This window comes from Butyricimonas hominis, from assembly GCF_014287455.1.
GTDB classification, from domain to species: domain Bacteria; phylum Bacteroidota; class Bacteroidia; order Bacteroidales; family Marinifilaceae; genus Butyricimonas; species Butyricimonas muris.
On the sequence record NZ_JACOOH010000010.1, the window covers coordinates 166,867 to 191,443 of the forward strand.

The window sequence follows — 24,577 nt, forward strand, 5'->3', positions numbered from 1 at the left end:
CCACAAAGATAAACCAATCTACGCAAAATTGCGTATGAAAGATACAATTCAGTCCAAAAAGTTCACAGACATGATACTAACCATCATTATCACATTTATCCTCGGATACACTCTGATCGCACTGGAACGACAAATCGGCGTCAGCAAAACCGCCATAGCTCTTATCTTGGGAATCACGTTATGGGTATTCGCTTTGTTTCAAACAAAACTGGATGTAAATACTCAAATTATAGAACACCTCGGGAATACCGCGGAAATTTTATTCTACTTACTGGGAGCCATGACGATTGTCGAATGGGTAGACACGCACGAAGGGTTCAATCTGATTACCAAACACATCACAACGAGAAACAAACGGAAACTACTCTGGCTCATCGCATTCATCACCTTTATCATGTCTTCCGTTCTGGATAATTTAACGACAGCTATCGTGATGATTATGCTCCTGCGCCAACTTGTTACAAATCAGCAAGAACGTTGGATTTTCGGCAGTATCATCATTATTGCCGCCAACGCGGGGGGTGCATGGACTCCCATCGGGGACGTGACCACGATCATGTTATGGATTCACAACAATATCACGTCCATGAACGTCATCCGCCACCTGTTTCTACCCAGTCTGGTTTCTCTACTTATTCCCGTCGGCATCGCGACATTCTGGTTGAAAGGTGAAATTCAAGATCAATCCGCTAGTATTCGTTCGAATCTCCCGGGTATTTCACACAAAGAACAAATCACGATTCTCGCTCTAGGCATCGGCAGTCTGATCTTCGTTCCCGTGTTCAAGGAACTCACGAACCTGCCACCATTCATGGGTATCATGTTTGCCTTAGGTTGTGTATGGATATACACGGAGATGCTATACAACCGCAAAAAAAATATCACGCGAGAAAACACGCATCGCATTCCTTCCATTCTCTCGAAAGTCGACTATTCCACACTACTATTCTTTCTTGGAATATTAATGGCCGTTGCCGCGTTACAAGTCGTGGGAATTTTAGACCAAATGGCAACTTTCTTGAATGATCGAATACACAATGTCTATTTTATCAACACGATTATCGGCTTTCTCTCCTCCGTCATTGACAACGTTCCTCTCGTGGCGGCAGCCATGGGGATGTACCCGCTTACTCATGCCGACGGTACACACCTCTCCGCTTATATGATGAATTTCACCACGGACGGAACTTTCTGGGAACTTCTCGCCTATTGTGCCGGTATAGGCGGCAGTATTCTGATTATCGGTTCTGCCGCGGGAGTAGTTGTTATGGGTATGGAAAAAATCAATTTCACATGGTACCTCAAGCACATTACATGGATTGCTACTCTCGGGTATCTGGCGGGAATAGGTATATACTACATAGTCGAAAGTCTATAAAGTCTATAAAGTCCATAAGGTCCATAAAGTCATCTTTCTGACCTTACAGACCTTATGGACTTTAGACCTTACGGACTATTCTGTATATCTCTCGATCGTTTGTCCCCGGTCGGGTCCCACGGATACAATCTTGATAGGCACTCCGGTTTCTTCTTCAAGGAATGCCAGATAATTATTAAATTCTTCCGGAAATTCATCTTCCGAAGTCATTTTGGTCATATCGCATTTCCATCCCGGCAATTCGGTATAAATCGGTTTTACACCTTCCGTGATATCGTAGGGGAAATAATCAACTTCCTCCCCGTTTACCTCGTAAGCCACACAAGCCTGTATCGTGTCAAAGGAGTCCAACACATCACTCTTCATCATGATCAGTTGAGTCACCCCGTTAATCATGATGGCATATTTTAAAGCTACCAGATCTACCCAACCGCAACGACGTCTGCGTCCGGTTACGGAACCGAACTCGTGTCCCAAGTCACACAATTTCTCGCCTGTCTCGTCATTCAACTCTGTCGGGAAAGGTCCGCTTCCCACGCGGGTACAGTATGCTTTAAAAATTCCGTACACTTCACCGATACGATGGGGAGCTATTCCCAACCCGGTACAAGCACCGGCACATACCGTATTGGAAGAAGTCACAAAAGGATAAGAACCGAAATCGATATCCAACATTGTTCCTTGTGCACCTTCCGCCAAGATTGATTTCTCGTCATCCAAGTATCGATTTATTTCATGCTCGCTATCCACGAGTTGGAATTGCTTCAAGTATTCAATACCTTCCATCCATTCTTTCTCCATCCCCGTCAGGTCATAAGAGAAATTCAAACTTTTCAATATCTGTTCGTGACGAGCTTTTGCCCGAGCGTATTTATTCTCGAAATCATGCAGGATATCTCCCACGCGCACACCGTTACGACTGATTTTATCCGTGTATGTCGGTCCGATACCTTTTCCGGTAGTCCCCACTTTCGCATCCCCTTTGGCTGCCTCGTAAGCTGCATCCAACAACCGGTGCGTCGGCAGAATCAAGTGTGCTTTCTTTGATATATGAAGTTTCTTTTTGAGATCATGTCCGGAAGCGGCCAAAGCCTCGGCCTCCGCTTTAAACAAAGCTGGATCAACTACCACTCCGTTACCGATAATATTCACCTTATCCCCTTGAAATATTCCGGACGGGATGGAACGAAGTACATATTTCTGCCCTTCAAATTCAAGTGTATGACCGGCATTAGGTCCTCCTTGAAAACGAGCCACGACATCATACCTAGGGGTCAGTACATCGACCACTTTCCCTTTTCCTTCATCTCCCCATTGCAATCCCAACAATACATCTACTTTCATCTGATATAATTTTAACTTCTTAAAAAACAAACATGCAAAAATAATATTTATTTCTTTCCCGCCAACTTGCAAGCGTGACAAATCCCATAAATATAAAGCATGTGATGATGCACGGAAAAATCATATTTCTCCTCCACGTGTTCCACGATCTCCTCCAAGCGGGAATCCGAGAACTCTTCCACTTTTCCGCATATCTTGCACACGATATGCTCATGCTTCTTGTTATTATAAGCCCGTTCGAACTGCGCGATATTATTCCCGAATTGGTGCTTGATAACCAATTTACATTCCAACAATAAATCGATCGTGTTATACAAAGTGGCACGGCTTACCCTGTAGTTCTTGTTCTTCATAAAAACGTACAGGGATTCGATATCAAAATGCCCGGCATGTGAATAAATCTCATCCAGAATGGCATACCTCTCGGGCGTCTTCCGATGTCCTTGCTGTTGCAGGTAAGTGGTAAAAATCTCTTTTACCGTCTCCTTTATTTTTTCCATTGAGTCCAAAGCTAATTCAATTTACAACATGGCTAAGTTACAACTTTTATCCGAAGAAAACTCACTATTTAGACGAAATTTAATTTAGACATCCAAATTCTCCACTCTTGAAACGTTCTCGACGCCCTTCAGAGAAGAGATTTTCATCATTAAATTGTTCAAATCGGCAGTGTTATGCACGTAAAGATGAATCATTCCCTCGAATATCCCGTCTTTCGTTTCAAAATGCACGGTACGCATATTCACGTTACTCTCTTTCGAGATAATCATCGTGATATCGCTGACGATTCCGATACTGTCAATCCCGTTCAATTTAATTACCGCAAGGAAAGACATGATCTTGTGGCTAACCCACTTCACCGGGACAATCTTATCCCCGTAACTGGACATCAGTCGTATGGCTTCCGGGCATTTACGCTTGTGCACGGTGATCTTATCCCCCTCGATCTTCATCCCGACTACATCATCACCGGGAATCGGGTGACAACAAGGAGCAATGATAAAATCCGAAGCATCTTCCGTCACGTCATTAATGATCTTTCCTTCTTCTTTCTCGGCCGGGGCTTTCTCTTTATCGCTTTTGAAGAACTGCAATTTCCAATACTTCACGAATTTATTCTCCGACTTTTTCTTCAATGCCTTCCGCACGTCTTCGACACTCAAATTCCCTTTCGCCAAACTGACATAAAGATCATCTTTATTATCCAATTTCAGATGCAACAGAGCCTTGTTCAGGTTCTCCGTACCAAAAGGCAATTTCATATCTTCCAACAAGTTCTCGAACATCATCGTTCCGATCTTCACCTGTTCCTTTTTCTCCCGACGGAAAATCATCAATATATTATTCCTCGCCTTTGCCGTCACGATAAAGTCCAACCAATCACTCTGCGGCTTCTGTTTATCACTTGTCAACACCTCCACCTGATCCCCGCTTTGCAGCACGTGGCTCATCGGCACCAATTTATGATTGACCTTTCCACCGATACAGGAGTTCCCGATCTCCGTGTGAATGTCATAAGCAAAATCCAACACGGTCGCTCCCTTCGGTAAGGTTCTCATATCTCCCTTAGGAGTGAAAACCCGAATTTCTTTAGCGAAAAGATTTAGCTTGAACTCGTCCAAGAACTCCAAAGCATCCGTTCCGGGCTGTTCCAGCATCTCTTTAATCCCCGCCAACCATTTATCCACCTCGTTGCTTGCCTCGGCATTATCACCTTTATATTTCCAGTGGGCTGCTAACCCCTTTTCCGCGATTTCATCCATCCTACGGGAACGGATTTGCACCTCTATCCATTTACCTCCGGGTCCCATGACCGTCAGATGCAATGCCTCGTAACCGTTTGCCTTGGGTACACTCACCCAATCCCGGATTCTCTCCGGCTTCGGGCTATACATATCCGTAATCAAAGAATAAATATTCCAGCATTGCCATTTCTCCGGCTGATTGTCCTTGGGATCAAACACGATACGCACGGCAAGTAAATCATAAATTTCCTCGATAGAAATATGCCTGCGCTGCATCTTAGACCACACCGAATACACGCTCTTTGTCCGGGCGGTGATATCATACTGGTAACCGCTTTCCGTCAGGCGTTCCCGAATGGGGGCTATGAACTGTTGGTATAACCCGGTATTCTCGTCCCGGTAAGCATGAATTTTCTTTTCCAGCTCCTGATATTCAAGCGGATTTTCGTATTTTAAACTCAAATCTTCCAACTCCGTCTTGATGGCGTGCAATCCCATCCGGTGAGCCAAAGGAGCGTATATATATAAGGTTTCACTGGCAATCTTTACCTGCTTGTGTTCCGGCATGGCATCCAACGTGCGCATATTGTGCAAACGGTCGGCAATCTTGATCAGAATAACACGTACATCATCCGCCAGAGTCAGTATCATTTTCCGAAAACTCTCAGCCTGCTTGGTGGTATCACTTCCCATAACTTCACTGATCTTGGTCAACCCGTCCACCAAAGAAGCAATCTTCGCCCCGAACAAATTAGCAATATCCTCTACCGTGTAGTCCGTATCCTCCACGACATCATGCAATAACGCGGCGATAACCGACTTGGTTCCCAAGCCGATCTCTTTAGCCGCAATCTTCGCTACCGCGATCGGGTGCAATATATAAGGCTCACCCGACTTCCGTTTTACCCCTTGATGAGCTTCCCGGGCAAACTCGAAAGCCGTGCGAATTAATTTTATACTCTCTTCTGTCGTTCCCTTTCGCAAAGATTGTAACAAATCCTCGAAAGCCGCGTTAATCATTTCCTGCTCGTTCATAACCGTCTCCAATTTTAGATTTATTGATTTCAGATTTTAGATTCCTGCCCACTCCCTGTCCCTCGAATCATAAATCGTAAATCATAAATCGTAAATCTTATATTTCTATATGCCGCGACACCACATCCGCCTGCATAAATAAAGCTGCCATTTTATCAAACATCCCTCCTTTTTCAGTGGTAAGGAACTCCACTTGTCCCCCTCGTGAAAGCATTCCTTCCATTTCAGGATGACGATATAAATAATCCTTCAAACTCCGGGCCACGATCTCTCCCTGCTGAATAACTTTTACTCCCCGGGGAATAAAACGGTCAATTACCCCGCGCAAAAGAGGATAATGTGTACATGCCAGTACAACCGTATCAATCATGGGATCTGCCTGCATTAAAAGATCTATATATTTCTGCACAAAAAAAGCTGCCCCCGGGGAATCAATCTCGTTATTTTCAACGAGAGGCACCCACATCGGACAGGCTTGTTGCGTCACTTCAAATCCTTTTCCAGAATGGATTTTCGCTATTTCAAGCAAATAAGACTCGGAAGCCACCGTACCCGAGGTAGCAAGTACACCGATATGCCCGTTACGCGTAAAATCAGCGACCGCCTCCACGCTAGGTCGGATGACACCCAACACTCTCTGTCCGGCATCTATCTGCGGTAAATCGACTTGTTGTATTGTCCTTAACGCCTTTGCCGAAGCCGTGTTACAGGCAAGGATAACCAATCGGCATCCCATATCGAACAATTTCAACACCGCTTCCCGCGTGTACTTGTACACCACGTCAAAAGAACGTGTACCGTAAGGGGTACGAGCGTTGTCGCCCAAGTAGATATAATCATACTCCGGCATCTCTTTCACAATATCTTTCAATATTGTCAACCCCCCATAACCAGAATCAAACACCCCTATCGGACTATGCATATATCTAAATTTATTTAAATTAATAGCTGCTAATATACTTTTTATTCGCAATTAATGCAAAAAAAAAGCCGCCTTTCGGGCGACTTTATTTACTTTATATATACGATTATTGAAGTCCCAATTTTTTCTTTACCAAGGGCAATACATCTTCGCTATTATCAGCGGCATACAATAAAGCATTCTGGGTAAAAATATAAGTAAAACCATTCTCTTTACCTACTTCTTGTGTAGCTTTCTGTATTTTATCCATGATCTCACCCATCAATTTATTGTAAGTTTCTTGCATTTGTTGATCGGCTAACTCCCGGAAACTCTGGATTCTCTCTCCCAGACTTCTGATTGACTGCTCTTTATTAGCACGAGTCAATTCTGAATATGTTTTTTCATTAGCCTGATATTCTTGAATCTCCTTCTGGTAATTCTCGGTCATTGATCTTAATTCTTTTTCAATCTCTGCCTGTTTTGCTTGTAATTCAGCTTCAGCTTTCTTAGTTTCAGGCATTATCGCCATCACTTTTTGCACGTCAAGATGACCTAATTTGATCGGTTTTGCCGTTTGAGCAGAAGTAGCAAATGCTACAAATATAAATGCCACCAAGGCAAATAGTTTAATTGTATTCTTCATAATGTTTGTCTTTAAAATGTCTCACAAAAATAATAAAATTAATTTCCCATTCCTAGCCTGCATACATAATGTATGCTATAATTTACAATTTATGATTTACAATTTCAGATTCAAGTGAAAAATTCATCTAAAATCTGAAATCCTAAATCTAAAATATTAGAATTCTTGTCCCAACACAAAGTGGAATTGAGAACCACCGACACCGGAGCGTCCGGGTACATCATCAAATCCATATCCCCAGTCGATACCGAGCAACCCGAACATCGGCAGGAATACGCGCAAACCGACTCCCGCAGAACGATACAAGTTAAACGGTTCGAAATCCTTCAGTTCGTACCACGAGTTACCTGCTTCCAAGAACCCTAAAGCATAGATCGTTGCCGACTGAGCCAAAGAGATCGGGTAACGTAATTCAAGCGTGAACTTGGAATACAAGCTGGCGTCAGACCCTTGCGGAGCCATAAAGCTGGAACCCGCGTTCGTCAATGATCCGTTCTCGTAACCGCGCAAACCGACATATTCACGTCCGTACAAACTATAACCGGACATTCCGTCACCTCCCATCTCGAATCCCTCGAACGGAGACTTCCGGTTTTTATCATAGTGTCCCAAATAACCGTACTGGGCAGAAGCATAAAGTACCAAAGGACGTTTCTCGCTATGAGTCAGAGGAGTGAAAATCTTTCCACTGAATTTCCATTTGTGGTACTCGATCCACCTGTATTTAATCTGATCTTTCTCTGCCTCGAAATGACGGCTGGAGAACAAAGAATAAGGCGGAGTCAATGCCAACGAGAAAGAGAACTCACTACCTCTTTTCGTGAACAAGGGGTTATCAATAGAACTCCGTTTGATCACCGTGGCAATAGAAAGGTTGTTCGAATTTCCGTTACTAAATATATAATAAGGCCAATTCTTCAACTGATATCTCTGGAATGAAATCTCGTTATACATCGTGAACCAGTCATCCGGCCACTTGATACGACGTCCCAATCCCACGCTGAATCCATAAGTAAGCATCAACTGACGGGTGTCGTAATAGTCGGACGCATTCGCCGCCTGAGCGTAATAAGAATTCCGGTAACTGCTGGAATAACCTGTCTGACGAGAGAAATACAAAGAAACACTCAACGAGTTCGGTTTCTTTCCTCCCAGCCAAGGTTCACGGAATGATAAACTGAATGAAGTATAATATTTACCGTTCGTCTGGGCCTTCAAACTGAACGTCTGACCGTCACCCTGCGGAAGAGGACGATAAGTATCCCAATTAAAAATATTACGGATAGAGAAGTTCGTGAAGGTCAATCCTACCGAACCGATGATCATACCGGCTCCCCAACCTCCCGAAAGCTCGATCTTATCATTCGCTTTCTCGACTAACTTGAATATGACATCCGTTGTTCCCGCTTCCTGATTAACATTCACCAAGTCCGGTGCTATTTGTTCCGGATCGAAATGTCCCATATTCGCCAATTCACGTGCGCTTCGTATAATATCTTCTCGACTGAACAACTCACCCGGGTACACGTACAATTCCCGACGAATCACGTGCTCGTGGGTACGGTTGTTACCTTGAATAATCACCTTGTTAATCGTGGCCTGAGTACCCTCGGCAACACGGATTTCCAGATTTATAGAATCTTCACCCGCGATAGTTTCGATCGGCATCAGACGAGAGAACAAATACCCGTTATTCTGGTATATATTGGATACGGCATCCTCGTCCGTGGTAATACGTTCGTTCAAGTACTTACTATTATATACATCTCCTTTTTTGATATTCAATATACGGCTCAACGTCTCTGAATCATATATTGTATTACCTACCCAAGAGATATTATTGAAATAGTATTTATTTCCTTCCTGCACATCAATATAGATCTTCACCCGTTTCGGGGATATCTGGACAACACTATCGGAAACAATCACCGCGTCGCGGAAACCTTTCTCGTTATATTTATCGACAAGATGATACTTATCTTCGTCATAATTCTTCTCAATATAATTTGACGATTTAAAGAAATTAACCAATGATTTTTCTTTCGTCTTCTTCATGGCAGCTTTCAGACGACCGTCTTTCATTTGTTCGTTTCCGTTAATGATAATGTCGGCAATCTTTATTTTATTGTGTTTCTCCACGATGACATCCAGAACCACGTAATTCTTCTCTTTTGGATCATCCCGTTGAATAATCTTGATATTCGTGTTATAATATCCTTTCTCTTTCAAGTATTTCTCGACTTGGCTTTTCAAGGTCGTCTTCATGAAATCCGTGACCTGCGACCCCACTCCCAAGTTCATTTTTTCCTTGATCTTGTTTTCCTCGGATTTCTTCAAACCGATGTAATTGATCTTCGAAAGCTTATGCCGTTCCTGAATGTACATGGTCAAATATACCTTGTCATCTTCAATCCGGTCGACAGCAATGGATATATTCGAAAACAAACCTTGATCGTAAAGCCTCTTGATCGCTCTCGTTATCGTTTCACCCGGAATTTGAATAGGCATTCCTATCGTCAACCCGGCTATGGATGCCAACCCGTCATAATCTCCGCCGACAACCTTTACCCCTGCCAATTCATAGGTCTTCGGGGAAGAATAATAGATATCAACTTGCTGCTGCACAGTATCTGCAACTTGAGCTTTTGCTCCACAAATACACAATATAAATATTAATACAAGCGTTATTTTTCCTGTCATTTGAGTCACTTTTTTAGTTGCTCTCCGGTCATACCGAATCGTCTCTCTCTTTTTTGAAAATTACGAATGGCCAAATATAAGTCTTCTTTTTCAAAATCAGGCCAAAATTTATCAAGAAAATATAGTTCAGTATACGCTAATTGCCATAAAAGAAAATTACTGAGCCTACATTCACCGCTCGTGCGAATCAATAAATCCGGATCAGGAATCCCCGCCGTTGTCAAATAATCGGAAAAAACATCCCCTGTAATCGCCTCTACATCTTTCACTTTACCCGTCTGGCAATCTTTTGCCAACTGTTTCGCGGCATTCAATATTTCCCACCTTGCGCCATAACTTAGGGCAAGCACCACCGTCAAATGATGATTGGAAGCAGTCTGCTCTATCAACCCGTTCAACTTTTGTCGCACCTTGTCCGGCAAATCCGTCAAATTCCCGATAGCCCGAACTTGTATACCCTCTTTCATCAAATTATCCGTTTCCGCGACGATAGCATCCACCATCAAACCCATCAAAACATCCACCTCCTCTTTCGGCCGATTCCAATTCTCTATCGAAAAAGCGTATAAAGTCAAATACTTCACTCCGGCATTCCCGGCAGCCTCAAGAACTCTCCTCACAGCTTCCACGCCTTCCTTGTGTCCTTCCCATCTTTCCAATCCCCGCTGTTTTGCCCATCTGCCATTTCCATCCATAATAATTGCCACGTGCTCTGGTATATTCTCTCTACTCATAATAATAATACATTCTCGTTCTTCAACTCATTATTTAATAACGTTTTCCTTATCTTTATATTACTTGTTTTTCTTTAATCACGTAATCGCCAATCATTGAATCACTAAATCTTCTTATTCCTCTTGTCTTCCCCCCAATTCAATTTATTTCTCAACGTCTCGTAATAACTATGCCCGGGCATCTTTACCACGTTTATTTTAAAATCCCCGGAAGAGATAAATAATTCGTAATGATCCGGCACTGTCCGAGTTCGGGAATCGGCACTCACCATAAAATCACCCGAGCGACTTTCCACTTTCAGACGAATCTTCACGTCACCGGGCAAAATCAAAGGACGCATATTCAGGTTATGAGGGCTTACCGGAGTAATAATCAGATTATCCGAACTCGGGGAAATAATCGGACCGCCACAACTTAAAGAGTAAGCCGTCGAACCGGTAGGAGTAGCCACTATCAAGCCGTCCGCCCAATACGTCGTGAGATATTCCCCCCCGATATAAGCGTGTACCTTTAATAAAGAAGAGCGTTCCGTTTTCTGCACGCTGATCTCGTTCAGAGAATAATTAAAATTAGAGAACGGATTGTCTTCCATTTCCAATTTCACCAAAGCTCTCTGCTCTACCTCGCATTTCCCGGCACACAACCACTGTATAGCCTGAGGAATCTCCTCTTGGGCGATATTGGCAAGGAATCCCAGCCTACCGCTATTTATACCAAGCACGGGTACCCCGGAATCTTTCACCCGGACCGCTGAATCCAAAAAAGTACCGTCCCCCCCGACACTAAATAAAATATCGGTATCCGGCTCCAAATCCGTATCATAGAAAGATTGAAAATAAGAATGAACATCCCACCTCTCACTCAAGAAATCAAAAAACGGCAGATAACAAGACAACTTCACGCCACGCTCATCCAGATCACGTAACATTTGCTTGAAATAAGGAAAAAAATCCTCATGGATCACTCGTCCGTATATAGCCACTCTATTAATTTTCAGACACATCTAATTTATTTTAGATTTTAAATTTTAGATTCCAACCCCACGAACCAACTCTCTTTCAATTCTAAACTTTAAATTTTAAATTTTCTACATTTCCATAAACTTGATCAACTGCCCATAGCGGTCACGCAATTCATCATTGACATCTTCACCCAGCACAAAAGTACTTTTTATCACGTAACGATAACGGACAAAGGTATCCAAAATCGGTTCAATCCTAGGCGTATTCACCTTGACAGTAATATCAACCTTGTTCGAATCCGGGGTGCATGTCACGAAACAACTCAACACCTTGGCTTCATTATATTCCACGATCTGCGCCACCTCGGCCAACGAATAATCAATTTTATTCACCTCCAACACGATAATCCCACCCGCGTCATCCACGCACAACATTTTTTCCACGCTATGCAAAATATCCGACAACAAAATAGCACCTTGATAAACCTCTTTCCGGCTTAAAACAGGAACTATTGACAATCCCAAGGAAGATGCGACCTCGATCACGTGATAAATATGCATATCATCGTACACGAATGTCGATTCTCTCGGTATCTCCAAACTATTGATCGGATCATTCAAACACCCGTGTGCGTACATGATTTCATCTGATAACAAACCCACGTAAGAACTTCCTTCAACCACCGGCAAATGGGATACCCGGAACAAATCCATCCACCCCAGTGCTTGGGCGCATGTATCGTTCTTTTTCAATACCGGAACCACATTCGATAATAATCCTTCTGCTATCATATTCTTTAAATCTCCAAATCACTCAATCAAGAAATCGTTTAATCCATTTCTCGCCCTAAAGATACATTTTTTTCTCTATTCAACTCCTCCATTAAAATAATTTTCGATTTTCAATATTCGATTTTCAATTATTCCTATATTTGCCGCGTAAACTTTAAAACAGTATAACACCATGTTACCAAAATTTCTAATTGCGGACAATTCCCAAGAAGCACCCGATCTCGTGTACGTGGTGCACACGGAAAAGCCTCAATGTATTATCCAATGTGACATAGACGGTTTCTACAGCAACCAAAAAATTTACTGGATTGACGAAGAACCTCTTTGCACGGACGATATCGAGTCTCTACTTGAAGAAGCAGAAGATTTCTTTGAAACCGAGCTAGAAAATCAAGAAGAACTATATGACGAAGACGACAACTAATTGCCGTCTTCGCCATGTTACAAGTTACAGGTTCACAAGTTACAAGTTCAAAAAACAATAACAACAAACCTGCAACCTGCAGAGCCGAAGGCTCAACTTGTAACCTGTAACACAAAAAGTAATAAATTGCTTTTTGTAAAAAAATTCGTAACTTGCCGGATTATTACATAACCTACAAACCCGAAATTATGTACACGAAAAGTGATCTCAAGCAATTTAAGCGCAGGGGGATTAAGCCCGAACAAATTGATAGCCAACTTGAAAACTTCAAGAACGGTTTCAATTTTGTGCAAATCCGAGATGCGGCGACAATAGGTAACGGGATCCATAGTCTGAATGACGAACAGGCTGATGAATTCATTCGCATCTTCGAGGAGAAAAGAAACACATTGAAAATCATGAAGATGGTTCCGGCATCCGGTTCCGCTTCTCGCATGTTCAAAACATTAAATTCATTTTTAAACACCTACACGGGAAGTGACGAAGATTACCTGAATTTCCGGTTGCACAAAGAACCGGGAAGCATATTCTCCTTCTTCGAAAAGCTAAAAGAGTTTCCCTTTTATACCCACTTGAAAGAAGCTCTCTACAAAGACCGTTTCGATCTGGACAAACTTCTTTGGAAAAACGAACTCATCACGATATTGGAATATATCTTGACGGAGAAGGGGTTGAACTACAATTCCACGCCCAAGGGACTGATCGATTTCCATATATATAAAGATCACATCCGTACCGCCGTGGAAGAACACTTGGTTGAAGCCGCCCTTTATGCCAATGACGGCAAAATGGCACATATCCATTTCACGGTATCCGAAGAACACATGGGCAAATTCAAAGCCCTCTTGAAACACGTGCTCAAAGATTACCAGAAAGAATTCAATCTCAAGTACGACATCACGTTCTCCATCCAATCGCCCTCGACCGATACGGTCAGTCTGGATTCGAAAGGAGACCTGCTACGGGACAACGATGGTAACATCGTATTCCGTCCGGGGGGACACGGTGCTTTGATTCACAACTTGAACGATCTGAAAGAGAACCTCATCTTTATCAAAAACATCGACAACGTTACTCCCGATCGCAACAAGGCAGACACCGTGAAATACAAAAAGATACTCGCCGGGGTTCTGTTAAAAACACAAGCCAGAATCTTCGATTACATGAAGATTTTGAACAAGAAAAGCAGTATCACCGAAGAGAATCTGAACGAAATCGAACAATTTATCTATGACAATCTCGGGTACAAACCCAAGGAAGACCTCGTTCACCCTAATTTGAAAGAAAGGGCAAAATACTTGAAAAACCTGCTCGACCGCCCATTACGGGTATGCGGGATGGTTAAGAATGAAGGAGAACCCGGTGGCGGCCCCTTCTGGGTGGAAGATGCCGAACACGGTAAACGTTTGATGATCGTGGAAAGTGCACAGGTGAACCAAAAAGACAAGAACCAGAAAAAAATATTCACCCAATCGACCCACTTTAACCCGGTAGATATCGTGTGCAGCACGTATAACTACAAAGGTAAAAAGTACGATCTGAAAGACTTTATTGATAACACGCAAGGATTCATTACCAGTAAATCTTTCGAGGGAAAAGACATACAAGTACAAGAACTTCCCGGGTTGTGGAATGGAGCGATGGCAAACTGGAATACCGTGTTTGTCGAAGTTCCGCTATCCACCTTCACCCCGGTAAAAACCGTCTTTGACTTGTTACGTTTCGAACATCGCAACGTGTTCAAAATCGAATAAAAAAATTATGATTTACGATTTATGATTTACGATTCTTTTTGAATGAAATCATAAATCGTAAATCTAAAATCATAAAACATAAATCATAAATTCGTTCATGGAGAAGAAAAAAAACTATCTACTATTAGTGCTGAGAGGATGTGCCATGGGTGCCGCCGACGTTATTCCCGGCGTATCAGGGGGAACAATAGCATTTATCACAGGGATCTACGAAGAATTAATCAATTCCATCCGTTCCATCGACTTACAGGCATTGCGTCTTTTGGGAACATTCAAATTCAAAGAATTTTGGAAGCATATCAACGGTAATTTTCTCGTTTCCGTGGTAGCGGGAATCGCGATATCCATATTCTCGTTGGCAAAATTGATGAAATATCTACTTGAATTCCATCCTCTCTACATCTGGTCTTTTTTCTTCGGGCTCATTATAGCCTCGGCGCTACTCGTTTCCAAGGAAGTAAAAAAATGGGATTTGTTTGCCATCACCTCGTTGGTCGTGGGAGCCGTTGTCGGGTACACGATCACCGTGCTAACCCCCACCAGCACACCGGAAACATGGTGGTTCGTCCTCTTATCCGGGGCTATCGCCATCTGTGCCATGATCCTTCCGGGAATATCGGGAGCGTTCATACTATTATTATTAGGTAAATACGAGTACATCATCACCGCCGTGAGCGACTTCAATATCGGAATATTACTCGTGTTTTTGGTAGGAGCTGTTGCCGGAATTATATCCTTCTCGCACTTGCTCTCGTGGTTATTGAAAAACTACCACGGCATGACTGTCGCCCTATTGACCGGCTTCATGGTAGGTTCCTTAAACAAAATATGGCCTTGGAAACTTACCGACACGGAATTAATTAACGGCACTTCTTTCGAGATCGAGAGAAACGTTCTCCCGGGTACTTTCGAACAAGCGGGAAACGATCCGCTCACGTGGCATGTACTCTTGATGTGCCTTGTCGGTTTTCTCCTCATCTGGGGGATTGAAAAATTGGCCGTAACACTAAAACCTAAAACTGAATAATTTTTGATTTTAGATTTACGATTTTAGATTGAGTCTCATAAATTGTTGACTATACTTACAACTAAAATCGTAAATCATAAATCGTAAATCATAAATCTCATGAATCTTTTCGGCCTCCTCGGTTTTCCATTGGGACATTCGTTTTCCAAAACCTATTTCACGGAAAAATTCAAAGCAGAAAAAATAAATGCCGAATTTCGGAATTTCGAATTGGAAGACATCTCCCGAATGTTCCGAATTATCGAGGAAACTCCTGACTTGAAAGGATTCGCTATAACCATTCCCTACAAAGAGAAAATCATCCCTTTCCTTGACAATATCAGCGACGAGGCACGGGCTATCGGTGCCGTCAACTCGGTAAAAGTCGAGCATACGCCTGCCGGCTTCTCCCTCACCGGGCACAACACGGACATGGCAGGATTCCGGGATTCATTACTTCACTTCATCCCCCATGTGCCGGAACGGGCATTCATCTTGGGCACCGGGGGAGCGGCAAAAGCCGTCAAATATGCCTTGACCTCTCTGGGTGTTGCCGTCACTTCCGTCAGCCGTACCCCCACGGGAATAGAAATCGGTTACCCGGAAATCATCCGTCAACTGGACAAAACCCCTCTGATTGTCAACACCACCCCGCTCGGAACATGGCCGCACGTGGAAAATTGTCCCCCAATCCCCTATGAGCACCTCACGCCCAATCACTATCTTTTCGATCTAGTTTACAACCCCGCCGTTACCACTTTCATGCAAAAAGGCATACAACAAGGAGCCAAAGTCCACAACGGTCTGGAAATGTTGCATCTCCAAGCCGAATACTCATGGAAAATCTGGAACTCTTGATACAAGTATCCTAAAATCATCCCAAGGTAATCCTAAAGTAATACTACCTCTACATAGTTACAACCTACTTACAAGCCTCTTACGTCCCCGTCGGTAAACAATCCTGTAACCGAGTTAAAAGTGTTTTGTAAGCAAGTTGAGATAGTATCACCCTAGGATTACCTTAGCTTCTCGATGAAATCACACTGAAAATCAATCGTATTCCCAAGGATATAATACCCCTCTTTCGTAGCCCTGCCAGACCTTCTTCAGAGCATAAATACACGGGAATATTTCTGCTCTATTTGAGAAACGAAGAGGCTCTGGAGAGGAGAGATTATTACCTTAGTAATAGGGTTGGGATACGGGCTATTAAGGGCTACATACACATCTTTTTTCACGTTAAAAGAGATTATTAATCCAGATAGCTATAAATGAAAAATTTCCTAAAGCGGAGAGAGTAACTAGCTCTCCCTCTGTTTATAGAGGGCAACTGGCGAGTAAGCGAGAACAGACAGAGAGCTTGCTCGTTGTCTGTCGAACAAGAGCCAGTTCGAGACCGGTTTCCGGACTCAATACCCCGAAGGGGGGAGGGAGTTCTTGGATTTAGTGATTCAATGATTGCCGATTTAGCGATTAACGAAGCGTTGGCAAGTGGGGAGAAATCATTCAATCTAAAATCAATCAATCACTTAATTAATAAACTCCTCCGGCACTTCGTGCCACCTCCTCTATAAACAGAGGAGGAGCTGGAATACAGTCTACAACGCAAGAAAAGTAACCTGTAACTTGCCGAAGGCAAATGCAACCTGTAACCTGCAACTCGCCAAAGGCGACTATCAACATTATCTTTATTTGCTTGAATTCTATTTATTATTCCCTTTTTCCGGTTATCACAAACGGATCTTAAAAATGATCGAGAATAGTACCACAATTTAATCCCGGACTTTATGTGAATCTTTTCATTTTCAATTTTCAATTGTTATTCCTACCTTTGTGTACAAGCTAAACGGTATATTATGGAGATCAACCTAAAGAGAAAACTCCCGATAGGGATACAGACATTCGAGAACATCCGGCGCGAAAACTACATGTACGTGGATAAGACAGCACTAATGTGGCAAATTGCAAACAACGGAAAACCTTATTTCATGAGCCGTCCAAGACGCTTCGGGAAAAGTCTGTTATTATCTACTTTCGAGGCGTACTTCGAGGGTAAACGGGAGTTGTTCGAGGGGTTGGCGGTAGAGAAACTGGAGAGCGAGTGGAACACGCACATCGTGCTACACCTTGACTTGAACGCGGAGAAGTATGACCGACCGGAGGCGCTGGACGCGATACTAAGCAATCGACTTACACGATGGGAAGCTGATTACGGGAAAGGAGAGAATGAAACGACTCTTTCACTGCGGTTTTTCGGGATAATCCGCCGGGCATGCGAACAAACGGGACGAGGGGTGGTCGTGCTCGTCGACGAATACGACAAGCCTCTCTTGCAGGCTCTAGGAAATATGCCGTTACTGGAATATTACCGCGATACGCTGAAAGCGTTTTACGGGGTACTCAAGAGTGCCGATCGCTACTTGCGGTTCGTGTTCCTCACCGGGGTGACAAAATTCGCCCAAGTAAGCGTGTTCAGCGATCTCAACCAGTTGAACGATATTAGCATGGACTACGCGTATTCCTCTATTTGCGGTATCACCAAAGAAGAACTGGAACGGGATTTCCAACCGGAAATCAAGGCTCTCGCCGAAAGGAACAATCTTTCCCCGGCAGAAGCACTGGCGAAAATGGAAGCCCGGTACGACGGATATCACTTCCACCCGCGAGGAGCCGGAATGTTCAACCCGTTCAGCGTGTTGAGTTGTTTCAGCAAACTGGAATACGGCAATTATTGGTTTCACACGGGCACTCCGACATTCCTCGTGGAGTTACTGAAAAAAAGTGATTTCGACATCCGGGAATTAATTGACGGGGTTGAATTACCCGAATCGGCATTCACGGAATATCGGGTGACCATGAATAATCCGATTCCATTGATTTACCAAAGCGGATACTTGACAATAAAAGAGTTTGATGCAGAGTTCAAGAATTACCTGCTTGCTTTCCCGAATGAAGAAGTTAAGTATGGTTTCATTAATTTTCTCGTACCTTTTTACACCTCCATTCCGGACGAAGAAAAGGGTTTCTATATCGGTAAATTCGTACAAGAGTTACGTACCGGCAATGTCGATGCCTTCATGACCCGCTTACGTGCATTCTTCGCGGACTTCCCTTACGAGTTGAACGAGCGGACGGAACGACATTACCAAGTAGTGTTCTACCTCGTGTTCAAGTTAATGGGACAATTCACAGATGCAGAAGTACGGAGTGCCAAAGGACGGGCGGACGCCGTGGTGAAAACGCCAAAATATATTTACGTGTTCGAGTTCAAACTCGATGGCACGGTAGAGGAAGCCCTCGCGCAAATAGACGACCGGGGGTATCTTATTCCTTACTCTGCTGACGGACGTGAACTCGTGAAAGTGGGCGTGGAATTTATTGCTACCGAACGGAATATAGGGACATGGAAAGTCAACGCTTGAGTGCCGCGGAGTTCATTCTCAATGCGTGTAATCCAGCACTTGAATGTTCTCCCCCACCTTCCGCGCGATAGCCGATTTTATCTGCCCGGCATGGGGACACGGGAACCCGATGAGTGTTCCTTTAAAAGGACTTTATGAACTACAATTTTGAATTTTACAGTTTTTCTACTATTTTTGTCCTAGATAGGGAATATCTATCAACAAACAGGAACGGCAAAATATGGATAACAAACAATCAAACGGAGGAATATCAAACACATTTTCCCCAAGCGAACGTGACACAATTCGGGAATTATTCGAGCAACACTACACCCCGCTAGTCTTGTTCGCGAGAAATTATGTCCCCGACATGGAAGCCGACAAGGATATCGTTCAAGAAATATTCCTCGCCTTGATCGAATCCGCCAAAACATTCGGGACGCCCGACGAACTGAAAGCCTATCTTTATACTGCCGTCAAAAACAAATGCTTGAAACACCTGCGCCACGAGAAAGTGAAACAGGAATACTCCGACGCCCACCGGGATGAACCCTCGGAAGAAGAGACCTACTTCAACCGGGTGTTGGAAGAGGAAGTATGTTACTCGCTGCTTGTGCAGGAAATCGAACTTTTGCCCGACCAATGCCAGAAGGTATTCAAGTTGATACTGGAAGGGAAAGCGAACCCGGTAATCGCCGCAGACTTACATATCAGCATCGAAACGGTCAAATCGCATAAACAAAGCGGCAAAAAGATACTCCACGATCGCCTTGTACATATCGTGGAAAGAAGTATTCTCCTTTTCATATTGGAAAAAATGGGGTTGTAAACAACTGATATTCCATGTCCTAAAAAATATTTCAAAAAAAATCATATTTTCACTCACTCTTTTTCTCACTCGGGGGTTTTACAAGAAAGAACAACCCCAATGACTCAAAAAGAGAAAAACATATTCCGCCTGTCCCGTGCCATCACGAACTCCCTGCGAGGGGTTGCCAGTGAGAAAGAACGGGGTACGCTGGAACAATGGCTCGCCGCCTCGAAGAAAAACAGGGAAATATACGAGGGATTCAAGCAAGGCAGCTATCTGGAACAAAAACTATCGGATTACAACGCCGTCAACAGGCTCGGCGATTACGAGCGATTCATCACGACACGTCGTAAACGAACCCGTTTTTCCATCAAGACATTCGTCCGCTACGCGGCGATCCTTATCCTGCCCTTGGGATTAGCCCTCGTCCTGTTGTTGCGTGAAAAACAACCGGAACCCGTGATTGCCATATCGGAGGTAATCACACCCGGAAGCCACAAGGCGATACTGACCATGGGAGGCGGAGAGCGCATCGTATTATCCGACAGCACGTTCACCCCGTTGCAGGAACAGAACGGAATGATTGTCAAGATACAAAATAGCAAAGTATCCTATCTTACACCGACAGATACCTTGATCAGTGAAACCACCCCGATATACAACACCTTGCAAGTACCCCGGGGAGGAGAATATTTCCTGACACTTTCCGACGGCACGCAGGTATGGTTGAACGCCGAATCTGAAATTCGCTACCCGGTACGCTTCACTGGAAGCAAACGGGAAATCTTCCTCGAGGGGGAAGCCTTCCTCACGGTAACCCCGAACAAGGAGAAACCCTTCGTTGTCGTGTCGTCGAAAGCCTCGGTTACCGTGCTGGGAACCGAATTCAATTTCCGGGCTTACCCGGATGAAGAGAACGTGCAGACCACGCTGGTCAAGGGAGCGGTCATCATGCAATCGGCAAGATACAAACAGCAGATAAGGCTGATTCCCGGGGAACAGGGAACCCTCGAAATAGGAACCGGAAAACTTTATAAACAAGAAGTCAACACGTACCTCTACACGGCATGGAAAGACGGACGCTTCGCCTTCCGGAATACCCGGCTGGAAGAACTGTTCAACATCCTGTCCCGGTGGTACGACCTGCACGTGTTCTACCTCAACCCGGAAGCGAAAGACATCCGGTTCACGGGGGACATCAACAAAACCGAAGATTTCAACGCGATATTAAAAATAATAGAAAATAACGAGAGAGTAATATTTAACGTGAACAAGAGAACAGTATCAGTACAGCTGAAGTAATAAAAACGAAAGCATTCGGTGCGCTAACACCGAATGCCCTATAAAAATTGTTTTAGTTTCCATTTAAAACATTACAAATGTATGAAAAAAATGAACAGTAACGGCCATTCCTCGGGAGGATTATGGCAAAAAGAATTTAGAATTATGAAATTGTGCCTTATTTTTACATTTATCGGCGTGATGCATATCTCTGCAGCCACCTACTCGCAGGATGTAAAACTGGACTTGAAGGTGAAAAACGCCTCTCTGGAGAGCGTGATGAACTCCATTCGCACGCAATCGGAGTATAGCTTTTTCTTCGACGACATCGCCGTGAAAAAAATCTCGAATATCACGTTAGACCTCAAGGGGGCTAGCATCGAGGAAGTACTGACCTCTTGCCTGAAAGGCACGGGATTCGGTTTTCGGGTACTCGACAAGACAATCATCCTTTTCAAGGAACAGGCGAAAGACGACAAGAAGAAATCGTACATCATCCAAGGAAAAGTAGTGGACGAAAAGAACCTGCCCATGCCGGGAGTAACCGTTATGCTCGACAGCACCACCGTGGGAACAGCCACGGATACCGCCGGACATTTCGTGTTGCCCTTGCCTATGCCCAAGGGAACACTCGTGTTCTCGTTCATCGGTTTTAAAACTCAAAAAGTACAATACACCGAGGGAAAACAAATCGTGGTGAAGATGCAGGAAGACATCTCCGGATTGCAAGAGGTACAAGTTGTTGCCTACGGTTCGCAAAAAAAGCGGACTCTGGTCAGTTCCATCTCCACGCTGAAAGCCGACGAGATGAAAGAACTCCCGACGCATAGCTTGGAAAGCTTGTTACAAGGTCACATGGCAGGTGTGGAAGTCAACAACCTTTCCGGTGCTCCCGGAGGTGGTGGTTCCATCGTGGCTATCCGGGGATATAACTCTTTCTTCACGAAAGGGAACGATAATAATGGCGGTGAAGGAGACGACCGAAAATACGGAACTCCACTTTACGTGATTGACGGAGTCCCCATGCAAGCATTCACTTCTCCAATTACGGGCACGAACACCCTTTCCGATATTGATCCTTCTATGATTGAATCTATCGAAGTACTGAAAGATGCAGCATCGGCAGCCATCTACGGTTCCCGTGCCGGAAACGGAGTCATCTTGATCACCACGAAGAAAGGACGCTCGGGTAAAGCTCAATTTACAGCCAATGCCTCCTATTCTGTTTCATGGCTACCGGAAGCTCCCGACCATAGCGGTGGAAATTTAGTTCGCCGGTATAACATAAACGCATTGCGCAACACGGTGAACCCTTACCAGAATGCCGACGGGAAATGGGTTATGCCGACTTCCTACGAAGAGGTATATAAATACACAACGAACACAGACCCCGTGTACAACTATTTCTTCGGACACAAATCCGGAGCAGGAAATGCCTATACATTACAAGACAGTCTGAACGAATTTTACAACAATTCCACGGATTGGTGGAGATACTCATTCCGCACGTCCAACGTGTACAACGCGAATTTACAGGCAAGCGGTGGAAGTGAAACCATGAATTACATGATCGGCGCCGGCTATTACAAGGAGGAAGGTATCATGCTGTCAAGCGGATTCGAACGGGTGAACGTGATCTCAAACGTCCAGGCAAATCCCACGAAACGCCTTCAACTTAACAATCAGATTTCCCTTTCTTATAGCGACCGCAGCCGCGGAGGAAAAGGCGGTAGCGGACAAAAAGTAGAGGGGATATCTGTCGAACTTCAAAATCAATCCTCTTTATTACCCGGGGAAGATTATGTTAAAGAATATATGTTGAAAGACTTGAACTCGAAGATCGAAAAGAACCAGAGTTATTCACTCCGTTACAATCTCGTGCTGGATTATAATATCATACGAGGTCTGAATCTACGTGTATCGGGCGCTATTGACTACAATCAACAAAATCAGAATAATTTCGAACCAAGCACGCTGGACAAAGACTTCCACCGTTCCACAAGCAAAGGAACAATCACGAAAAACATTTCCATCTTGAACGAAAACTTATTGACTTATGATTTCAAGATCAAGCAAGACCACCACTTTAACATTCTGTTAGGACTCTCCTTTCAAAAAGACCAATCTTACTCGAACCAGGGGAAAGCCATCGGCGGACCGAACGATTATGTTCATTACGCGAGCGGAATCTGGGGAGGAACTAACGGAGTGAACAATATCAATTCGAACAAAGACGAAGCACCGCAATATAAATCCGCTTTTGAATATAATTCCAGCCTCCAAGAAGAACGCATGAACAGTTACTTCGGACGGTTAAGGTATGATTACAAAGAAAAATATATGTTTGAAGCGACCATTCGCCGGGACGGTTCATCTGTATTCGGCGAGGACGTGCGGTGGGCTACATTCCCCTCCGTTGCCGCGGGCTGGGCATTCTCGGACGAATCGTTCATGAAACCCCTCTATTGGTTGAGTTTCGGTAAAATCCGCGCAAGCTGGGGACGTTCAGGACAAAAATTCTCACAACCTTATCTCGCCCACGGTTTAATCTCGAGTTCACATCAGGTGTTCTTGGGCAACCAGGGTATGCAACCAGATACCGAGGGAGGATTACTGAACCAGAAGTTAAGCTGGGAGAAAACGGACCAATATGACATCGGATTGGACGTAAGTTTTCTTAATTACCGCCTCAAGTTCACTTTGGATTATTACTACCGGAATACCAAGGGACAACTGCAACAGATGACTCTTCCGGGAGACTTGAATTTCCAGACCTTCCAGTGGCAAAATGCACTAGGCGTATCAAACGAAGGCTTGGAACTGGAATTGACTGCCGACATCTTCCGGGAAACAACCGTGAAATGGCGAATGAAACTGAACGCTACCCGCAACTGGAACCGCTTCAAGAAAAGTAGTGACGGGTACGATTTTAATGAAAATATCATTGGAAAAGGATTGTACAATATAAAAGCATATAAAACAGACGGGTTCTACAACTCGATGGACGAAGTTCCCATTTACGCGTCTGCATGGGGTGTACCTCAACCACTTAAAAGCTTGGTAGGAGGGATATTCACTCCCGGTACTCGAAGAATTCTCGACCTGGATAATAACGGTTCGATTTCATCAAACGATATGTATTATGCTGCCAGTCCCCTTCCCCTTGCACACGGAGGGTTTATCAACGAAATCAAATGGAAACAATTTGATGTAAACATATTCTTCACTTACTCGCTGGGAAGACATATATTGAAAGTATACGACGATATAGAAATCCAACCCAGTGATAAGGGAAGTGCCCTAAATCTTGATATCAGGAAAGTATCGTCATGGACAGGTCCGGACAGTAAAAATCCCGAGTATCCCTACTTGATACAACACGGAGAACGAACACAATATAACGGACGATATGATTGTGATATCGAAAATGTAAGTATGATACGCCTGAAACAACTCACGCTGGGATACAATCTGCACGAACAGTTCGCAAAAAAACTCGGGCTCAGAAGCGCACGCGTGTTCATCACGGGAGAAAATCTATTCTTACTCACGAACTATTCGGGGGTTGATCCGGAAATCATAGATATAACCTCGGGAATCGATGGACTAAATGGTTATCCACTACCGCGCAAATTTACTATCGGATTAACCGTTAATTTTTAA

18 protein-coding genes are annotated in these 24,577 nt (G+C 43.9%); 9 read left to right on the forward strand and 9 right to left on the reverse strand.

Annotated elements, in window-relative coordinates:
* The first annotated feature begins 34 nt into the window (after positions 1 to 34).
* Positions 35 to 1,378: a sodium:proton antiporter NhaD gene (gene nhaD / locus H8S64_RS20225; RefSeq protein ID WP_366483016.1), complete on the forward strand. Its 1,344-nt coding sequence runs from the start codon at positions 35 to 37 to the stop codon at positions 1,376 to 1,378.
* Positions 1,379 to 1,453: 75 nt separating this feature from the next.
* On the opposite strand, the gene H8S64_RS20230 is transcribed toward nhaD, so the two are convergent.
* From H8S64_RS20230 to H8S64_RS20270, 9 genes are all read right to left on the reverse strand, one after another.
* Positions 1,454 to 2,722: an adenylosuccinate synthase gene (locus tag H8S64_RS20230; RefSeq protein WP_186978481.1), complete on the reverse strand. Its 1,269-nt coding sequence runs from the start codon at positions 2,720 to 2,722 to the stop codon at positions 1,454 to 1,456.
* A gap of 47 nt (positions 2,723 to 2,769) precedes the next feature.
* The gene (locus tag H8S64_RS20235; RefSeq protein ID WP_099293947.1) at positions 2,770 to 3,222 is read right to left on the reverse strand and encodes a Fur family transcriptional regulator; all 453 of its coding nucleotides are present in this window, start codon (positions 3,220 to 3,222) and stop codon (positions 2,770 to 2,772) included.
* A gap of 84 nt (positions 3,223 to 3,306) precedes the next feature.
* Entirely contained in the window at positions 3,307 to 5,502 is a 2,196-nt protein-coding gene (locus tag H8S64_RS20240; protein WP_186978482.1) for a RelA/SpoT family protein, read from the reverse strand.
* A 97-nt stretch (positions 5,503 to 5,599) separates the two neighbouring features.
* Positions 5,600 to 6,424, reverse strand: coding sequence for a glutamate racemase (gene murI, locus H8S64_RS20245; protein ID WP_186978483.1), 825 nt, complete (start codon positions 6,422 to 6,424; stop codon positions 5,600 to 5,602).
* Between the two features lie 106 nt (positions 6,425 to 6,530).
* Positions 6,531 to 7,049 carry an OmpH/Skp family outer membrane protein gene (locus H8S64_RS20250; protein WP_099293951.1) on the reverse strand — a complete coding sequence of 173 codons (519 nt, stop codon included), beginning with the start codon at positions 7,047 to 7,049 and terminating at the stop codon, positions 6,531 to 6,533.
* 156 nt (positions 7,050 to 7,205) lie between these two features.
* Entirely contained in the window at positions 7,206 to 9,749 is a 2,544-nt protein-coding gene (locus H8S64_RS20255; protein ID WP_186978484.1) for a BamA/OMP85 family outer membrane protein, read from the reverse strand.
* Positions 9,750 to 9,754: 5 nt separating this feature from the next.
* Positions 9,755 to 10,483: an undecaprenyl pyrophosphate synthase gene (uppS, locus tag H8S64_RS20260; RefSeq protein WP_186978485.1), complete on the reverse strand. Its 729-nt coding sequence runs from the start codon at positions 10,481 to 10,483 to the stop codon at positions 9,755 to 9,757.
* Between the two features lie 104 nt (positions 10,484 to 10,587).
* Positions 10,588 to 11,487, reverse strand: a complete 900-nt coding sequence (locus tag H8S64_RS20265) for an NAD kinase (protein ID WP_186978486.1) — start codon at positions 11,485 to 11,487, stop codon at positions 10,588 to 10,590.
* An 84-nt stretch (positions 11,488 to 11,571) separates the two neighbouring features.
* On the reverse strand, positions 11,572 to 12,237 hold the full coding sequence (locus H8S64_RS20270) for a CBS domain-containing protein (RefSeq protein WP_099293957.1): 666 nt from the start codon (positions 12,235 to 12,237) through the stop codon (positions 11,572 to 11,574).
* Positions 12,238 to 12,409: 172 nt separating this feature from the next.
* On the opposite strand from H8S64_RS20270, the gene H8S64_RS20275 reads away from it, so the two are divergent.
* The 8 genes from H8S64_RS20275 to H8S64_RS20310 all read left to right on the forward strand — a co-directional run bounded on the left by H8S64_RS20275 (position 12,410) and on the right by H8S64_RS20310 (position 24,577).
* Complete coding sequence (locus H8S64_RS20275; RefSeq protein ID WP_099293959.1) at positions 12,410 to 12,661, forward strand: DUF8828 family protein; 252 nt, start codon at positions 12,410 to 12,412, stop codon at positions 12,659 to 12,661.
* Positions 12,662 to 12,849: 188 nt separating this feature from the next.
* Positions 12,850 to 14,415: a DUF4301 family protein gene (locus H8S64_RS20280; RefSeq protein WP_186978487.1), complete on the forward strand. Its 1,566-nt coding sequence runs from the start codon at positions 12,850 to 12,852 to the stop codon at positions 14,413 to 14,415.
* A 97-nt stretch (positions 14,416 to 14,512) separates the two neighbouring features.
* Positions 14,513 to 15,442 (forward strand): DUF368 domain-containing protein, encoded by a 930-nt coding sequence (locus H8S64_RS20285; RefSeq protein WP_255469641.1) that lies wholly within the window; start codon positions 14,513 to 14,515, stop codon positions 15,440 to 15,442.
* Between the two features lie 99 nt (positions 15,443 to 15,541).
* Positions 15,542 to 16,279, forward strand: a complete 738-nt coding sequence (locus H8S64_RS20290; protein ID WP_186978488.1) for a shikimate dehydrogenase family protein — start codon at positions 15,542 to 15,544, stop codon at positions 16,277 to 16,279.
* Between the two features lie 998 nt (positions 16,280 to 17,277).
* A complete protein-coding gene (locus H8S64_RS20295) occupies positions 17,278 to 18,843 on the forward strand; it encodes an ATP-binding protein (RefSeq protein WP_186978489.1) in 1,566 nt (521 codons plus the stop codon).
* 220 nt (positions 18,844 to 19,063) lie between these two features.
* Positions 19,064 to 19,651 (forward strand): RNA polymerase sigma-70 factor, encoded by a 588-nt coding sequence (locus H8S64_RS20300; protein WP_186978490.1) that lies wholly within the window; start codon positions 19,064 to 19,066, stop codon positions 19,649 to 19,651.
* A 99-nt stretch (positions 19,652 to 19,750) separates the two neighbouring features.
* Positions 19,751 to 20,935, forward strand: coding sequence for a FecR family protein (locus H8S64_RS20305; RefSeq protein ID WP_186978491.1), 1,185 nt, complete (start codon positions 19,751 to 19,753; stop codon positions 20,933 to 20,935).
* A gap of 81 nt (positions 20,936 to 21,016) precedes the next feature.
* A complete protein-coding gene (locus H8S64_RS20310; RefSeq protein ID WP_255469642.1) occupies positions 21,017 to 24,577 on the forward strand; it encodes a SusC/RagA family TonB-linked outer membrane protein in 3,561 nt (1,186 codons plus the stop codon).

Coding starts and splice junctions, on each gene's coding strand:
- nhaD (WP_366483016.1), top strand. CDS start 35: ATGAAAGATACAATTCAGTCCAAAAAGTTCACAGACATGATACTAACC.
- H8S64_RS20230 (WP_186978481.1), bottom strand. CDS start 2,722: ATGAAAGTAGATGTATTGTTGGGATTGCAATGGGGAGATGAAGGAAAA.
- H8S64_RS20235 (WP_099293947.1), bottom strand. CDS start 3,222: ATGGAAAAAATAAAGGAGACGGTAAAAGAGATTTTTACCACTTACCTG.
- H8S64_RS20240 (WP_186978482.1), bottom strand. CDS start 5,502: ATGAACGAGCAGGAAATGATTAACGCGGCTTTCGAGGATTTGTTACAA.
- murI (WP_186978483.1), bottom strand. CDS start 6,424: ATGCATAGTCCGATAGGGGTGTTTGATTCTGGTTATGGGGGGTTGACA.
- H8S64_RS20250 (WP_099293951.1), bottom strand. CDS start 7,049: ATGAAGAATACAATTAAACTATTTGCCTTGGTGGCATTTATATTTGTA.
- H8S64_RS20255 (WP_186978484.1), bottom strand. CDS start 9,749: ATGACAGGAAAAATAACGCTTGTATTAATATTTATATTGTGTATTTGT.
- uppS (WP_186978485.1), bottom strand. CDS start 10,483: ATGAGTAGAGAGAATATACCAGAGCACGTGGCAATTATTATGGATGGA.
- H8S64_RS20265 (WP_186978486.1), bottom strand. CDS start 11,487: ATGTGTCTGAAAATTAATAGAGTGGCTATATACGGACGAGTGATCCAT.
- H8S64_RS20270 (WP_099293957.1), bottom strand. CDS start 12,237: ATGATAGCAGAAGGATTATTATCGAATGTGGTTCCGGTATTGAAAAAG.
- H8S64_RS20275 (WP_099293959.1), top strand. CDS start 12,410: ATGTTACCAAAATTTCTAATTGCGGACAATTCCCAAGAAGCACCCGAT.
- H8S64_RS20280 (WP_186978487.1), top strand. CDS start 12,850: ATGTACACGAAAAGTGATCTCAAGCAATTTAAGCGCAGGGGGATTAAG.
- H8S64_RS20285 (WP_255469641.1), top strand. CDS start 14,513: ATGGAGAAGAAAAAAAACTATCTACTATTAGTGCTGAGAGGATGTGCC.
- H8S64_RS20290 (WP_186978488.1), top strand. CDS start 15,542: ATGAATCTTTTCGGCCTCCTCGGTTTTCCATTGGGACATTCGTTTTCC.
- H8S64_RS20295 (WP_186978489.1), top strand. CDS start 17,278: ATGGAGATCAACCTAAAGAGAAAACTCCCGATAGGGATACAGACATTC.
- H8S64_RS20300 (WP_186978490.1), top strand. CDS start 19,064: ATGGATAACAAACAATCAAACGGAGGAATATCAAACACATTTTCCCCA.
- H8S64_RS20305 (WP_186978491.1), top strand. CDS start 19,751: ATGACTCAAAAAGAGAAAAACATATTCCGCCTGTCCCGTGCCATCACG.
- H8S64_RS20310 (WP_255469642.1), top strand. CDS start 21,017: ATGAAAAAAATGAACAGTAACGGCCATTCCTCGGGAGGATTATGGCAA.